Annotated in this window: 12 protein-coding genes; 6 read left to right on the forward strand and 6 right to left on the reverse strand. The window is 66.7% G+C overall.

Annotated features, from left to right (window positions below; translation table 11 throughout):
- Nucleotides 1-1,287, forward strand: a 1,287-nt coding sequence (locus RBT42_RS16035; protein WP_320366950.1) for a TRCF domain-containing protein, incomplete at its 5' end; no start/stop codon positions are given.
- 23 nt (nt 1,288-1,310) lie between these two features.
- On the opposite strand, the gene RBT42_RS16040 is transcribed toward RBT42_RS16035, so the two are convergent.
- From RBT42_RS16040 to RBT42_RS16050, 3 genes are all read right to left on the reverse strand, one after another.
- Nucleotides 1,311-2,990 carry an NAD(P)/FAD-dependent oxidoreductase gene (locus RBT42_RS16040; protein ID WP_320366952.1) on the reverse strand — a complete coding sequence of 560 codons (1,680 nt, stop codon included), beginning with the start codon at nt 2,988-2,990 and terminating at the stop codon, nt 1,311-1,313.
- Between the two features lie 73 nt (nt 2,991-3,063).
- Nucleotides 3,064-4,290 carry an HD domain-containing phosphohydrolase gene (locus RBT42_RS16045; RefSeq protein WP_320366954.1) on the reverse strand — a complete coding sequence of 409 codons (1,227 nt, stop codon included), beginning with the start codon at nt 4,288-4,290 and terminating at the stop codon, nt 3,064-3,066.
- 1 nt (nt 4,291) lies between these two features.
- The gene (locus tag RBT42_RS16050) at nt 4,292-5,260 is read right to left on the reverse strand and encodes an HD-GYP domain-containing protein (RefSeq protein ID WP_320366956.1); all 969 of its coding nucleotides are present in this window, start codon (nt 5,258-5,260) and stop codon (nt 4,292-4,294) included.
- A gap of 213 nt (nt 5,261-5,473) precedes the next feature.
- On the opposite strand from RBT42_RS16050, the gene serB reads away from it, so the two are divergent.
- Nucleotides 5,474-6,172 carry a phosphoserine phosphatase SerB gene (serB, locus tag RBT42_RS16055; RefSeq protein WP_320366958.1) on the forward strand — a complete coding sequence of 233 codons (699 nt, stop codon included), beginning with the start codon at nt 5,474-5,476 and terminating at the stop codon, nt 6,170-6,172.
- Nucleotides 6,173-6,180: 8 nt separating this feature from the next.
- Here the strand turns inward: serB and RBT42_RS16060 are convergent, their stop codons facing one another.
- Together RBT42_RS16060 and RBT42_RS16065 are read right to left on the reverse strand one after the other, a co-directional pair.
- Entirely contained in the window at nt 6,181-7,491 is a 1,311-nt protein-coding gene (locus RBT42_RS16060) for a HAMP domain-containing sensor histidine kinase (protein ID WP_320366960.1), read from the reverse strand.
- Nucleotide 7,492: 1 nt separating this feature from the next.
- Nucleotides 7,493-8,170: a response regulator transcription factor gene (locus RBT42_RS16065; RefSeq protein ID WP_320366962.1), complete on the reverse strand. Its 678-nt coding sequence runs from the start codon at nt 8,168-8,170 to the stop codon at nt 7,493-7,495.
- Between the two features lie 113 nt (nt 8,171-8,283).
- On the opposite strand from RBT42_RS16065, the gene RBT42_RS16070 reads away from it, so the two are divergent.
- The 3 genes from RBT42_RS16070 to RBT42_RS16080 are packed head-to-tail and all read left to right on the forward strand — an operon-like array spanning nt 8,284 to nt 13,857.
- Nucleotides 8,284-9,381: an efflux RND transporter periplasmic adaptor subunit gene (locus RBT42_RS16070; RefSeq protein ID WP_320366964.1), complete on the forward strand. Its 1,098-nt coding sequence runs from the start codon at nt 8,284-8,286 to the stop codon at nt 9,379-9,381.
- A 10-nt stretch (nt 9,382-9,391) separates the two neighbouring features.
- On the forward strand, nt 9,392-12,478 hold the full coding sequence (locus RBT42_RS16075) for a CusA/CzcA family heavy metal efflux RND transporter (RefSeq protein ID WP_320366966.1): 3,087 nt from the start codon (nt 9,392-9,394) through the stop codon (nt 12,476-12,478).
- A gap of 11 nt (nt 12,479-12,489) precedes the next feature.
- A complete protein-coding gene (locus RBT42_RS16080; RefSeq protein WP_320366968.1) occupies nt 12,490-13,857 on the forward strand; it encodes a TolC family protein in 1,368 nt (455 codons plus the stop codon).
- A gap of 23 nt (nt 13,858-13,880) precedes the next feature.
- Here RBT42_RS16080 and rraA read toward each other — a convergent pair whose 3' ends face one another.
- Nucleotides 13,881-14,378: a ribonuclease E activity regulator RraA gene (rraA, locus tag RBT42_RS16085; protein ID WP_320366970.1), complete on the reverse strand. Its 498-nt coding sequence runs from the start codon at nt 14,376-14,378 to the stop codon at nt 13,881-13,883.
- 204 nt (nt 14,379-14,582) lie between these two features.
- Here rraA and RBT42_RS16090 point away from each other — a divergent pair.
- On the forward strand, nt 14,583-15,131 hold a 549-nt coding region (locus RBT42_RS16090), incomplete at its 3' end, for a lysylphosphatidylglycerol synthase domain-containing protein (RefSeq protein WP_320366973.1).

Genomic DNA, 15,131 nt, shown 5'->3' on the forward strand with positions numbered 1-15,131 from the left:
CTGGGCCTGCTGATCATCGATGAGGAACACCGCTTTGGCGTGCGCCACAAAGAGGCGATGAAAGCCATGCGCGCTGAAATTGACGTGCTGACTCTGACCGCCACCCCCATCCCGCGGACGCTGGGCATGGCCATGGAAGGCCTGCGCGACCTGAGCGTGATCGCGACCGCACCGCAGCGTCGTCTGGCGATCAAGACCTTTGTGCGCAGCGAGAGCAGCGGCGTGATCCGCGAAGCCATCTTGCGCGAACTCAAGCGCGGCGGTCAGGTCTACTTCCTGCACAACGAGGTGGAAACCATCGAGAACCGGCGCGACAAGCTGGCCGAGCTGGTGCCCGAGGCGCGCATCGGCATTGCCCACGGTCAGATGCCCGAGCGGGAGCTGGAGCGCGTGATGCGCGACTTCGTGGCGCAGCGCCACAACGTGCTGCTGTGCTCGACCATCATCGAGACAGGCATCGACGTGCCGAGTGCCAACACCATCATCATGGCGCGCGCCGACAAGTTCGGCCTGGCGCAGTTGCACCAATTGCGTGGCCGCGTGGGGCGTTCGCACCACCAGGCCTATGCCTACCTGCTGGTGCCCGATGTGGAGGGGCTGACGAAGCAGGCGGCGCAGCGTCTGGATGCGATCCAGAACATGGAGGAGCTGGGCTCGGGTTTCTATCTGGCCATGCACGACCTGGAGATTCGCGGCGCCGGCGAGGTGCTGGGCGACAACCAGAGCGGCAACATGATGGAGGTGGGCTTCCAGCTCTACAACGAGATGCTGAGCGAGGCCGTGCGCTCACTGAAGGCAGGCAAGGAGCCGGATCTGCTGTCTCCCCTGGGCATGTTCGGCAGCAACACCGACGTGAACCTGCACGCCCCTGCCCTGCTGCCCGATGCCTATTGCGGCGACGTGCACGTGCGCCTGAGCCTCTACAAACGCCTGGCCACGGCCGACGCGCTCGACAAGATCGACACCATGCTGGAAGAGATCGTGGACCGCTTCGGCAAGCTGCCGCCGCAAGCACAGGCCCTGTTCGACACGCACAAGCTGCGCGTGCAGTCCAAGCCTTATGGCGTGATCAAGATCGATGCCGCGCCAGGCATCATCAACATCACTTTCCGCCCCAACCCGCCAGTGGAGCCGCTGCGCATCATCGAGCTGGTGCAGAAGAACAAACAGATCAAGCTGGCGGGCAACGACAAGCTGCGCATCGAAAAGGCATTGTCGGACCCGAAGGACCGGGCGCAATATGTGCGGGATTTGTTGCGGCAGCTGGGTCAGCCGTTGAAGAGTTGAATGTAGCCTGATCGGAAGGCTGATCAGGCTTTGATGCCGGGTGCCTTCACGCCCAGGATGCTGGCGCCCACCGCCTCGGCCACCTCGATGCCATCCACGCCTGCAGACATGATGCCGCCGGCGTAACCCGCGCCTTCACCGGCCGGATACAGGCCCTGGATGTTGAGGCTCTGGTAGTCGCGCCCACGGGTGATGCGCAGCGGTGACGATGTGCGGGTCTCCACTCCGGTCAGCACGGCGTCCTTCATCGAGAAGCCCTTGATCTGCTTTTCGAACGCGGGCAAGGCCTCGCGGATGGCGTTGAGACAGTAGTCGGGCAAGCTGCCGAGGCCGGGCTGAGCCAGGTCCGTCAGGTTCACGCCAGGCTTGTACGAGGGCTCGACGTTGCCGAGCACCTTGCTGCGTTGGCCCTTGATGAAATCGCCCACCAGCTGTGCCGGGGCGATGTAGTCGCCCCCACCCAGTTCGTAGGCGCGCGACTCCCAGAAGCGCTGGAAGGCCATGCCATCGAGTGGGCTGACGGGGCCTTCCGTCTTACCGTCTTGGCGATAGTCCTGCGGCGAGATGCCCACCACGATGCCCGCGTTGGCATTGCGCTCGTTGCGCGAGTATTGGCTCATGCCATTGGTGACCACGCGATTGGGCTCGGACGTGGCCGCCACCACCGTGCCACCGGGGCACATGCAGAAGCTGTAGACCGCACGGCCATTCCTGGCATGGTGTACCAGTTTGTAGTCGGCGGCACCCAGGATGGGGTTGCCTGCGTTGGGACCGAACCGCGCCTTGTCAATGAGACTTTGCGGGTGTTCGATGCGGTAGCCGATGGAGAAGGGTTTGGCCTCCATGAAGACCCCGCGCTCGTGCAGCATCGTGAAGGTGTCGCGGGCACTGTGACCCAGCGCCAGCACGACATGGTCGGCACGAAGTTGCTCACCGCTTTGCAGCGTCACGCCGCGGATGTGACCGTTCTCGATCAGGACGTCGGTGACGTGGTGCTCGAAGCGGACCTCGCCGCCCAGCGCCACGATGTCGGCACGGATCTTTTCGACCATGCTGACCAGGCGGAAGGTGCCGATGTGAGGCTTGCTCACATACAGGATTTCCTCCGGGGCGCCCGCCTTGACGAACTCGGTGAGCACCTTGCGGGTCAGGTGACGTGGGTCGCTGATCTGGCTCCAGAGCTTGCCGTCAGAGAAGGTGCCCGCCCCGCCCTCGCCAAACTGCACGTTGGATTCGGGGTTGAGCACGCTCTTGCGCCAAAGTCCCCAGGTGTCCTTGGTGCGCTCGCGCACTTCCTTGCCGCGCTCCAGCACGATGGGTCGCAAGCCCATCTGGGCCAGGATCAGGGCGGCGAAGATGCCGCAGGGGCCAAAGCCGATCACCAGGGGGCGCAGACCGCCCGGCGCACGGTAGTCCGCCGGGGCATGGCCCACGAACTGGTAGGTGGTGTCGGGCGCGGGGCGGACGTGCGGGTCACCCGCGAAGCGCTCGAACAGACGGGCTTCCAGCTCGGGCGTGGCCAGCTCGCAGTCGATCGTGTAGATCAGCACGATGGCCGACTTCTTGCGCGCGTCGTAGCTGCGCTTGAACACGGTGAAATTCAGGAGTTGGGCATCCTGGATGCCCAGTCTGGCCACCACGGCTGGACGCAAGTCGTCCTCGGCATGGTTCAGGGGCAGACGCAGTTCGGTGATTCGCAGCATGGCAGTGCGATGCGTGGGCAAAAAAATCCAATCGAGCATTAGGCCACAAACCGGCGGCAGACGGGCGAGCTGCTCAGGCCGGAAAAGCGTAGCCATCGCGCCGGATCAGCGCCAATGCAATGCGCACCACCTCCGCGTCCAGCTCTCGCCCGGCCATGCGCTGCACTTCCTGCAGCACGCTGTCCATCGGGTGGCTGGAGCGGTACACACGGTGGGAGCTCATGGCCTCGATGATGTCGCACACGCGCAGGATCCGCGCCTCCAGGCAGATCTCGTCTCCCGCCAAGCCACGGGGGTAGCCGCTGCCGTCAAGGTTCTCGTGGTGCTGGTGGACGATGTCGGCCAGGGGCCAGGGCGACTGCACGTCTTTCAGGATCTCGTAGCCCATCACCGGGTGTTGCTGCACCAGCGCCATTTCGGCCGGCGTGAGCGGCCCAGGGCGCGAGATGATTTCGCTGGGGATTTCGATCTGTCCAATGTCATGCACGAGCGCGGCCAGCTCCAGCGCCTCCAGCTGGTGGGGCTCCAGCTTCATCGCCCGGCCAATGGCCAGGGCCAGGTCGGCGACGCGCCGCTGGTGCCGGGCCGATCCGGGGTCTCGGTGCAAGACCGCCTGCGCCAGCGCACCAATCGTCTGGCGCAAGGACTGCTGCAGCGCCTCGTTGGCCCGCGACAGTTGCTCTAGCGCACGGGTGCGCGAGCTGGTCAGGGCAATCGTCGCCCACAGCAAGAGGGTGGTGACGGTGCTGCTGAGGAAGACGACCAGTGCGATCGGCGCATCGAGCTCCATGTGGCCGCGCCAGTCCAGCCACATCAAAGATGGCAGGCTCATCAGCCAGGAAAAAATCGCTCCGCCGATGGCCACCCCAAGATGGCGACCTGGATCCTGCCCGGGACGGCGCCGCGCCTGCCAGGTCATCAGCGCGCTGGTGGCCGCCCACACACCCAGCATCGCCAGCGAGCCGGACAACCACCCCGGCCCGCCCAGCGTCACGCGTGTCAGGCCGGTCGCCACGCCCACCAACAGGCCCGCCAGCGGACCCAGGGTCAAGGTGGCCGCCGCCTCCACCCCCATGCGCGTGTCCACCCGCACGCCGGGCGCAGGCTCATAAGCGGTCATCACATTGAGGGAGGCCAGCAGCGCGTACACCACCACCAGCACGCATTTGCGGCTGGCGCGCGACTTCACCCAGGGCAGGCGGGGCAAGGCCGCCTCGGCCAGCAGGTACACCATGAACAGGATCATGGTGTTGCCCATCATGTCGAGCTGGGTCTCCCAGAGCTGCGCGTTGATGACCATGTCAGCCCTCCGGTTCTGACAAGGGCGTGGGGCCGTACAGCAGCAGGGCCGCGTCGACCACTTCGGCGTCCAGCGTGACACCTCGGCCTCGGCGCAACACCTCCAGGGCGGCCGGCAAGCCCGCCGCCGGTCGGTAGGGACGCGGCGCGGACATGGACTCGATGACGTCGGCCACGGCCAGGATGCGCGCCTCGAACAGGATCTGATCCCCCTTCAAGCCGGCCGGGTAGCCTGTGCCGTCCATTCGCTCGTGGTGCTGCCCGGCAATCTCCTTCAAGGGCCAGGGCCACTGGATGCCGCCCAGGATGTCGATGGTGGCCTGAGCGTGCTGCTTGATGACCTCGAACTCCTGCGGACGCAGGGGCGTAGGCTTGGTCAGCAGGTCGATGGGCACGCGGATCTTGCCGATGTCGTGGACGATGGCGGCCAGGTGCAACACATGGCACCGCTCCTCGCTCAGACCCAGATGAGTGGCCAGGGTGACGGCGATTTCAGCCACACGGCGCTGATGCCCCACGGTGTAAGGGTCGCGCTCGGCCAGTGCACCGGAGAGGGTCTCGATGATCTGCTCCAGCACGTCTTCCAGATGGCGCGCCGTGGCGGCCGCCTCCTGAGCGTGGGCGTCCTCACGCGCGTCGGCGGGCACCGCCAGCTCAATCGACAGGAGCCCAAGGCGGCGCGTCTCCTGGTCCAGGCAGCGCAGCCAGTGCGCCCGGCAGACACGGCCTTCGGCCTTGAGGTGCAGGCGCATCGGGGCACTGGGCCACGCAGCCGAATCGCGTGCGGCCGAGGCCAGGGTGATCGAGGCATGCGGGGAGAGGCAATCCGCCAGCACATACGGTGCGGCCCGCTCGCTCAGGCCGAGCAGCGCCGCCGCGGCGGGGTTGGCGTGCTCGACACGCCAGCCGCGTAGGTCCACCCAGAGCAGGCCCAGTGGCGCCACCTGCCATGCCTCGTGCTCCAGGGACATCGGAGACTCCTGATACGCCATGCACCACCTTGGTTTCATCCAATGACAAGCCTAAGGCAGACGGCGCGTCCACACAATGCGAGATGTCATTTTTCTCACCTGAACGGCAGGGCTGAACGCGCGCGCGCCACGCCGGCGTGCGCACCGAGGGCGAGGGATAATCCTGACTTTGCCATCCCGACCGGGCTGGCGCGCCTTGCCACTGTCTCGCCCATGTCTGCCCAAGAATTCGCCCCCGGCCTCGTCATCCAGCGCTTCACGCCCCCTCTGTCCCTGAACCAGTTCAAGGCGATTGCCTTTGACATGGACTCGACGCTGATCAGCATCGAGTGCATTGACGAGATTGCGGACGCGGTGGGCAAGAAGGCCGAGGTGGCCGCGATCACCGAGGCGGCCATGCGCGGTGAGATCATCGACTTCAAGGACAGCCTGCGCCGTCGCGTGGCCTTGCTCAAGGGCGTGCCTGCCGAGTCCTTGCAAGAGGTGTACGACCAGCGTCTGAAGATCAACCCCGGCGCGCCCGAGCTGATCAACGCGGCCAAGGCCGCCGGCTTGCAGACGCTGCTGGTGTCGGGTGGCTTCACCTTCTTTGCCGACCGCGTGCGCGAACGCCTTGGCATGCATGAGGCGCACTCGAACACGCTGGAGATCGAAGGCGGCCTGCTGACCGGCCGCGTGCTGGGCGACATCGTGGACGGCGAAGCCAAGAAGCAGCACCTGCTGAGCCTGTGCGCGCGCATCGGCTGCGATCCCAGCCAGTCGATCGCCGTGGGTGACGGCGCCAACGACCTGTTGATGATGGGCGTGTCGGGCCTGAGCGTGGCCTATCACGCCAAACCCAAGGTGCGCGAGCAGGCCATGGTGGCCATCAACGAGGGCGGTCTGGACCGCGTGCTCGAACTGTTGGCCTGAAACCGCGCTCAGGCGCGTGCAGCCATGGTCTGACGCAACAGGGTGAGCGTGACGCAGCAGCCCACGCCCCCCTCTCCTGCCGACAGGCTGACCTGCCCGCCGTGGTTGCGCGCGACCAGGTCCACCAGGGTCAAGCCCAGCCCGAGCACATCGCCGCCCTGCCCGGTTTGCAGCGCGTGCTGGACGGCTGCCAGACGTTCGGCTGACATACCCTCGCCGTCATCGCGCAACGTCAACACACTGTGATGCACGTCGGTACGAGCGTGCACGGTCACGTGGGTGGCGTGATGGCGTGCCGCGTTGTCGAGCACGTTCAACAAGGCTGCCGACAAGAGGTCAGGGTCACACCAGAGGCCTTGATCGCCCTGCACCGTGACCGCCACGCCGCGCACTGGCAGCGTGGCCACCAGGTCGTCGAGCCGGGTCTGCTGCCAGTTCATCTGCCCGCCGGCACGGAACAGGCTGATGAGAGCGGTCGTCACACGGCGCAGCCGCGCCGCGGCCTCACGGGTTTGCAGCAAGCGAGGCTGCATGGCCGCCGGGGCTTCACGCAGCGCCACGGCCAGTTGCATGTCGATGCCCGCCAAGGGCGTGCGCAAGGCATGGGCCGCGTGGGCCGCGAAAGCACGTTCGTGGGCCACCCGGACCAGCAGGCGCTCGGCCAGGTCGTTGAGCGCCACCACCATCGGCACCAGTTCGGCACGTGCCGCCGCTGGCAAGCGGGCGCCCGGTCGCAAGGGGTCAAAGCCCCGCACCGCGTCGGACAGATCGTGGAGCGGCTGCAGTTCCGCCTTCACCCGGGTCTGAAGCCACAACATCGCCAAGCCGCCGACCAGCAAGGCCAAGGTCATGCTCCCGCCCAGGGTCCAGATTTGCGCGTCGTGGCGATGGTCCACTGACTGGGCCACATGCAGCACCGCGTCGCCTCTGGGCGAAGGCATGCTGTAGATGCGCCACCGCGGGGCATGGCTGAAACCCAGGACGGAGCGGTTCGTGAGGGGTGCCGCCGGCGCACGGTGAGAGCGCAGCCACACCTGGCCATCGTCGCCCATCCATTGCCAGATCAGGCCTTCGTCATGCGAGGGAACAGGCAACATGCCGCTGCGAAGCAGGGCCCGCGCCTGCTCCTGGCCGAGGATGCCGTACAGCACCTCGGCAGACTCCTGCAAGCCATCGTCCATCAAGTCGTCGAGCGCGTGATGAAGCAGGACGCCCACGGTGGTGGCCAGCACCACGCCGGCGGCCAGGGACACCGCCATGACCCAGCGTGTGAGACGAAAGCGGATCGAGGGCAGATCGAGCGAGCTCAGGTCGTGCATGTCACGCTCCCGGCGTCGGCATGCGGTAGCCCAGTCCGCGCACCGTGTCGATCAGACCCCGACCCAGCTTGCGCCGCAGATTGGCCACGTGCACTTCCAGCACATTGCTCGACACCTCACTGACCGAGCCCAGCATCAACTGCTCCAGATCGGCCTTGGGCACGATGCGCCCGGCACGCAGCGCGAGTGCCTCCAGCACGGTCCACTCCCGGGCAGTGAGCTCGACGCGGGTGTCCACGCCGGCGTCGTCCTGCAACGACACCCCCCGTGCATTCAGGTCGAGGGTCACCGGGCCAAAGCGCAGCACCCCACCCTGAGCCCCGCCCAAACGGCGACGGATGGCGTGCAGGCGGGCCACCAGCTCTTCCGGATCGAAGGGCTTGACGAGGTAGTCGTCTGCACCCACATTGAGTCCCTTGACGCGGTCTACGACGGTGTCGCGGGCGGTGAGCATGATGAGGGGTCGGTCGTCGCCCTGGCGACGCAGGCTATGCACCCAGTCCAGGCCGGAACCATCGGGCAGTTGCCAATCGACCAGCAAGGCGTCGTAGGCCTCGCTCACCCGGCTACGCGCGTCCCGCAAGCAACTGGCCCAGTCCACGAGGTGCCCTTCCGACCGCAAGAAGTCACGCAACCCTTCGCCCAGGATTTCGTCATCTTCCAGCAACAGCAACCGCATCTCATGGCTCCCAACTCGCAATGACTCGACCTTAGCACTGCCTGCCCCCGCTCAGCTTCAGCTTCCATTCAGGTCAGCGCCCTAAGCTGCAACCAACTCTTGCCCTTTTGACCATGAACACCTCTGCCTTGCGTCTGCCCTCCCTCTTGCCCTTGCTGACCGCGCTGCTGATGACCCAGACCGCCCATGCAGCCCCGCCCGCAGCGCCCTTGGCCCTCAAGGCAGCCCAGGTCAGCAGCCTGGGTATCACATCGGAATCGGTGCAAGCGGGCGGTTTGGCCCAGCAGCGCTTTCCAGCGCAGGTGGTGATCCCGGTCAACCAGGAACAGGTCGTGGCGGCGCCGGTGGCCGGCTTGATCGAGTCCCTGTCGGTGAGCACGGGTGACGCCGTGCGGGCCGGGCAATGGCTGGCGCGCATGCGCAGTCCGCAGGCGCAAGAGCTGGGGCGCGACGTGCTGCAGTCCGGCAGTCAGCTGGAACTGGCACGCCGCACCGCGCAACGCGATGAAGCGCTTTACAAGGAAGGGCTGATCCCGCTGTCGCGCCTGGAAGCCAGCCGCACCCACCTCACCCAACAGCAGGCCCAGGCCCAGGAGCGCCGTCAGGCCCTGGCCATGGCCGGCGGCACCTCCACCGCCCCCAACGGGGCCATCAGCGTGAACGCGCCGTTGAGCGGCCGCGTGTTGGCGCAGATGGTGCAAGTGGGCCAGCGCGTGGACGCGATGACGCCGCTGTACCGCATCGCCACCCTGAGCCCCCTGTGGCTGGAGATCCAGGTGCCCGCCAAGCTGGCCAGCGATGTGCGCTCCGGCGACGTGGTGCAACTCGCAGGCGCCGACGGCGTGAAGGGCCAGGTCATCAGCCTGGGGGCCAGCGTCGACGCGAAGACGCAATCCATCATGGTGCGCGCACGCATCGCGCCCGCCAACAGCAAGTCGGGCGAGTTGCCAGTGCGCCCCGGCCAATGGGTCGAGGCTGCCCTGCAAACAGGCCATAGCACCAACGCCGTCACGCTCAACAGCGATGCCGTGCTGACTTCGCCCGGCCCGGTCTACCAGGTCTTCGTCGATCAAGGGGCGGGCCGTTACCAGCTCACCAATGTGCAGGTGCTGAGCCGCCAGGGCCGGAACTGGACGGTGTCCGGACTCGCCGTCGGCACCAAGGTCGTGACCCGTGGCACCTCGGCCCTCAAGGCCCTGTTGGGCAACTGAGGACCGCGCGATGCTTGCGAAACTGATTGAGTTTTCCTTGCGCCAGCGCGTGCTGGTGATGTTGCTGGTCGTGATGCTGGGCGGTGCGGGGGTGGCCGCCTGGATGGGCCTGCCGATTGACGCCTTTCCGGATGTGTCGAGCACCCAGGTCAAGCTGATCCTCAAGGCGCCGGGCATGACCCCGGAAGAGGTCGAAACCCGCATCACCATCCCCATCGAGCAGGAGGTGCTGGGCATCCCCAAGCAGAAGTCGCTGCGCTCAACCTCCAAGTACGGCCTGGCCGACATCACCCTGGACTTTGAAGACGGCACCGACGTGTACTGGGCACGCCAGCAGGTCAGCGAACGCCTGGCCGGCGTGATGGCCGATCTGCCGCCGACGGCATCGGGTGGGCTGGCGCCCATCACCACACCGCTAGGCGAGATGTACATGTTCACCATCGAAGGCCCGCAAACGCTGGAAGAGCGCCGCCGCGTGCTGGACTGGGTGATCCGCCCCGCCCTGCGCGCCCTGCCCGGCGTGGCCGACGTCAACAGCCTGGGCGGCTTTGTGCGCACCTTCGAAGTCATCCCCGACCCGCAAGCCCTGCTGGCGCAAGGACTGACCCTGAACCAGCTGGAAGCGGCTCTGACGGCTTCGAACCACAACGACGGTGCCGGCCGCCTGAACGCGGGTGAAGAGGCCCTGATCGTGCGTGCCGAAGGCGCCATCCAGACCCTTGACGATGTGCGTGACACCGTGGTGCGAAGCGAAGACGGCCGCCTCACCCGCGTGGCCGACCTGGCCGAAGTGCGCATTGGCGAACTGACCCGCTATGGCGCGGTCACCCGCAACGGCGAAGGTGAGGCCGTGCAAGGCCTGGTGCTGGGCCTGCGCGGCGCGAATGCGCGCCAGCTGATCGCCACCGTGCAAGCCAAGCTCGACAGCATGCAAGCCAGCCTGCCCAAGGGCATGACGATCAACACCTTCTACGACCGCGGCAGCCTGGTGGACCGCGCCGTGTACACCGTCAGCAAGGCCCTGCTGGAAGCCGTCGTACTGGTGGTGCTCTTGCTGCTGGCATTCCTGGGCAACCTGCGTGCGGCCATTGTGGTTGCCCTGATGCTGCCGCTGTCCGCCCTGGGGACCTTTGTGCTGATGCGCCAGTTCGGCCTCTCGGCGAACCTGATGAGCCTGGGCGGCCTGGCCATTGCCATCGGCATGCTGGTAGACGGCGCCGTGGTGGTGGTCGAAAACATCGAAAGCCACTTGGCCCATGGCGACGCCAAGAAGATGCCGATGCTGCAGGTCGTGCTGCGCGCAGGCCGCGAGGTGGTGTCCCCAGTGGCATCGGGCATCGCCATCATCATCATCGTCTTCCTACCTCTGCTCAGCCTGCAGGGTCTGGAGGGCAAGCTCTTTGGCCCAGTGGCCCTGACCATCGTGTTCGCGCTGGCGATCTCGCTGGTGCTGTCCCTCACGATGGTGCCAGTGCTGGCCTCGTGGCTGCTGAAGGCCGGTCACGGTGAAGCGCCTTGGCTGATGCGCAAGCTCGATGTCATCTACGACAAGCTGCTGAGCAAGGCCCTGCTGCACCCGCGCTGGATGATGGGCGGCGCCCTGGCGGCGCTGGCCGTGGCCGGCGTGCTGTTCACCCAGATCGGCAAGACCTTCATGCCCACCCTCGACGAGGGCGACATCATCATGCAGCTGGAAAAGCTGCCCGCCATCGGCCTCAAAGGCACGGTGGACCTGGACCTGCGCGTGCAACAGGCCATCATGAAGCGTGTGCCCGAAGTGAAATCCATCGTGGCGCGCAGTGGCTCGGACGAGCTGGGCCTGGACCCCATGGGTCTGAACCAGACCGACACTTTCATGGTGCTCAAGCCCATGGCCGAATGGCGCCAGCCCGACAAGGAATGGCTGATCGGCGAGATGCGCAAGGTCATGGAAGACTTCCCCGGTGTGGATGCCGGCTTCACCCAGCCCATCGACATGCGCGTGTCCGAGATGCTGACCGGGGTGCGCGGTGACGTCGCCATCAAGATTTACGGCAACAACCTGGCCACGCTCAACGAGATGGCGGCCAAGGCCGAGAAGATCATCGCGGCGGTGCCGGGTGCCACCGACACCCTGACCCTGCGCAACGACGGCGTGCAGTACCTGCAGGTCACCATCGACCGCCAGGCTGCGGGTCGACTGGGCTTGGACGCTGCCAGCATCCAGGCCGATCTGCGCCGCTGGGTCGAAGGCCAGCCGATCGGGTTGGTGCACGAAGACGGCCGTCGCACGCCCCTGGTCATCCGGGGTGCGAGTGAGCTCCGCAACAGCCCGGCCGACTTTGAGGCTCTGCGCCTGACGACGCCGAATGGCGATGCCGTGCCGCTGAGCAGCGTCGCCTCGCTGGACCACCGCGATGGCCCGGTGAAGATCGACCGCGAGCAAGCACAACGCTATGTGGTCATCCAGACCAATGTGCGCGGCCGCGACCTGGTGGGCTTTGTAGACGAGGCCAAGGCCAAGCTGGCCCAGGCCATGCCCTTGCCCAGCGGCTACCAGGTCACCTGGGGCGGACAGTTCGAGAATCAGCAACGCGCCGCGCAGCGCCTGGGTCTGGTCGTGCCGATCGCCCTGCTGCTGATCTTCTTCCTGCTGTTCTCCACCTTCGGCTCGGTGCGCCAGGCTGCGATGGTGCTGTCCAACATCCCGCTGGCCCTGATCGGTGGGGTGGTCGGGTTGGCCGTGGCCGGTGAATACCTGTCGGTGCCGGCCTCGGTGGGCTTCATCGCCTTGCTGGGCATCGCGGTGCTCAACGGCGTCGTGATGGTGAGCTACTTCAACCAGCTGATTGAAGAAGGCCGCACGCCTCGCCAGGCCGTGGTCGAAGGCGCCAAGCGCCGTCTGCGCCCGGTGTTGATGACCGCGTCCATCAGTGCGGGGGGCCTGATCCCTCTGCTGTTCGCCACCGGTCCCGGCAGCGAAATCCAGAAGCCGCTCGCCATCGTGGTGATCGGCGGACTGGTGAGCTCCACCGCTCTGACCCTGTTGCTGCTGCCTCTGGTGTACGAACGCTTCGGCGTCCAGGCTGACACCGACGATACCCCCGCACAGGCTTGAAGGTTTTCATCATGTTGAATCACATCTTGCGCACTGGCGCTGCCTCCGCGGCCGCCCTGTCGATCACGCCGTCCACCGCTTGGCTGCGGCTGGCGATCCTGAGTGTCTGTGTCGGCAGCTTGTCCGGCCTGGCCACCGCGGCCGAGTCCAGCCCACCGATGCAGGCCGGTGTGGCGTCTGCCGCATCGGCACCAGCGTCTGGCGCCATGGGTCTGCCAGACGCCGAGTTGATGCGCCAGCTCATCGCCCGTCACCCGGCATGGCTGGCCCAGCTGGCCCAGACGCAGTCCGAGCACCACCTGGCCGCCCAAAAGCGTGTGGGTCCGCATGAGTGGACCCCCTCGGTGCAATACGGCCGCCGGACCTACGAGGCCGACGCCACCACGCCACGCACCACCGAGGCGGAGTGGGAAGCCGCCATCGAGCGCGGCATCCGCCTGCCGGGCAAGGCCCATGCCGCCGACCTGGCCGCCCAGCGTCAAGCTGCACTGGCCGAAGCGCGCCAACAACAAACCTGGCGACAGCTGAGCCTGCAAGCCATTCAGCTCTATGCCGACTGGCTGCGCGAATACCGGCAGGAACAGGTCTGGCTTGACCAGGTGAAGGTGTTGACACAACAAAGCGAGGCCGTCAGCAAGCGCCACAAGCTGGGAGACGCTGCCCAGATCGACAGCCTGCAGATGCGCGCCAGCCTGACGCAAGCGAGCCTGCAAGCCCAGGCCGCCAGCCAACGGCGCCTGGCACGCTGGACCAGCCTGCAATCGGCCTTCCCCGGATGGCCCGCGCAGCTGGCGACGCCAGCCTTGCCTGCACAAAGCACCACGCTGAACGCCGCACAGCAGCAGGACCTGCTGGCCCAGGCTCCGGAAGCTCGCGTGTCCCAGCTGGAAGCCGACTACGCCCAGGCCCAGGCGCAGCTGGATCGCTCCGATACCACGGCCGACCCGACCGTGGGCGTGAAGATGGGACGGGCCCGCGGCAGCGCCGAAAAAATGGTCGCGCTGACCCTGTCGTGGCCCATCGGCAGCACCGCCCGCAACCTGGGCGCGCAATCCAGCGCCGCCCTGGCCGACGCTGCCCAGCAGCGCCATGAGGACACGCTGCGCCAGCTCAACCGTGACCTGACCTTGCTGCAGCAGGAAGCGCAAGACAGCCTGCGCCTGTGGCAACTGGCGCAAGAGGGATTGGGCCAACTGCAGTCGGTGGCCCGCTCGCTCGATAAGGGCTTTGCCCTGGGCGAAGGTGCCTTAAGCGAGGTCCTGCAAGCCCGTCGCCTGGCCAACGAGCAAGCCCTGGTGGCCGCTCAGGCCGAAGTCGATGCCTGGCTGGCACAGTGGCGCTGGGCCGTACAGCGCGGTGCGCTGTGGCCCACACCCTGAGGCGCGCTCAGGGCTGAAACGGATCAGGCCTTGGGCTTGTCCATGATGACGATGCCATCTTCATCGGCATACAGCCAGTCACCGGGGCGCACCCACACGCCCTGGATCTGAACGGCGACATCGGTTTGGCCTTCGTTGCGCTTCTCGGTGGGCAGGGGCATCAAGCCCAGCGCACGGATGCCGACGTCGCATTCGGCCAGCTCGGCCGAGTCACGCACACAACCGTCCACGATCACGCCGGCCCAGCCGTTCTTGGCCGCGGCCTTGCCCAGGTTGCCGCCCACCAGCGCGCGACGCAGCGAGGCGCCACCATCGACCACCAGCACGCGGCCGTTGCCCGCAGAGTCCACCGCAGCCTTGACCAGGGTGTTGTCCTCAAAGCACTTCACGGTGCTGACCGGGCCGCTGAACTTGATGCGCTTGCCGTAGTCCTTGAACACCGGGGGCAGCACGCGGAAGGCGCCGTCGGTGTCATTCTTGTGGTCGTCGCACAGGTCGCAGGTCGCAAAGTTGGTCGTCATGCTCAGGCATCCTCGAAATGAAGGGGAATCGAAATTCTGAGCCGAAATTGTCCACCCAGTTGGCCTCAGATCCGCAACGCCCGCCGCACCGGGCCCTCGATACCTGCCCTCGCACACATTCAGCGTGCCGTCGCCCCGCGGCTCCCCCACAAGCGAGGCGGAGATGCGAGACAATAGAGGGTTAATCTGAACCCACCCCGCCCCGTGCTGCCTCAGAGCCCGCCGCCACCGCAGAGTCCCTCGGCCACGCCCAAAGCCCGCATCAAAATGATCGTGGCCTGGACCGTGGGCCTGGCGCTGCTCGCCTGGCTGCTGAGCCACACCCCGTTTTCCGAGGTGCGCGAGGCCATCACGCGCCCCAGCATCGGCATCTGGGCGCTGACCCTGGGCGGTCTGATCTTGAGCTACGGCCTGCGCGCCGCCCGCCTGCAGGTGGTGCTGGCCCTCGACGACCACATTCGCGCCCCCCGGCGCTGGCTGGGCCTGCGCACCGATTCGCTGCGGGTGATCCTGATGCACAACGCGGCCGTCAACCTGCTGCCCATGCGGGCGGGAGAGCTGAGCTTTCCCTGGCTGGCCTCGCGTGAACTGAACCTGCCGCTGCCACGCGCCTTGGCCTGCCTGCTGTGGATGCGCGTACAGGATCTGATCGTGCTGGTCACCCTGGGTGTGCTGCTGTGGCCCGGTGTGCCGCTGGCCTGGCGCGTCGCGACGCTGGCCGCGATGGTGTTGGGCTGGTGGATGGTGAGCTGG

Origin of the sequence: Aquabacterium sp. (assembly GCF_034003525.1) — a bacterium.
Taxonomy (GTDB): Bacteria; Pseudomonadota; Gammaproteobacteria; order Burkholderiales; family Burkholderiaceae_C; genus Aquabacterium.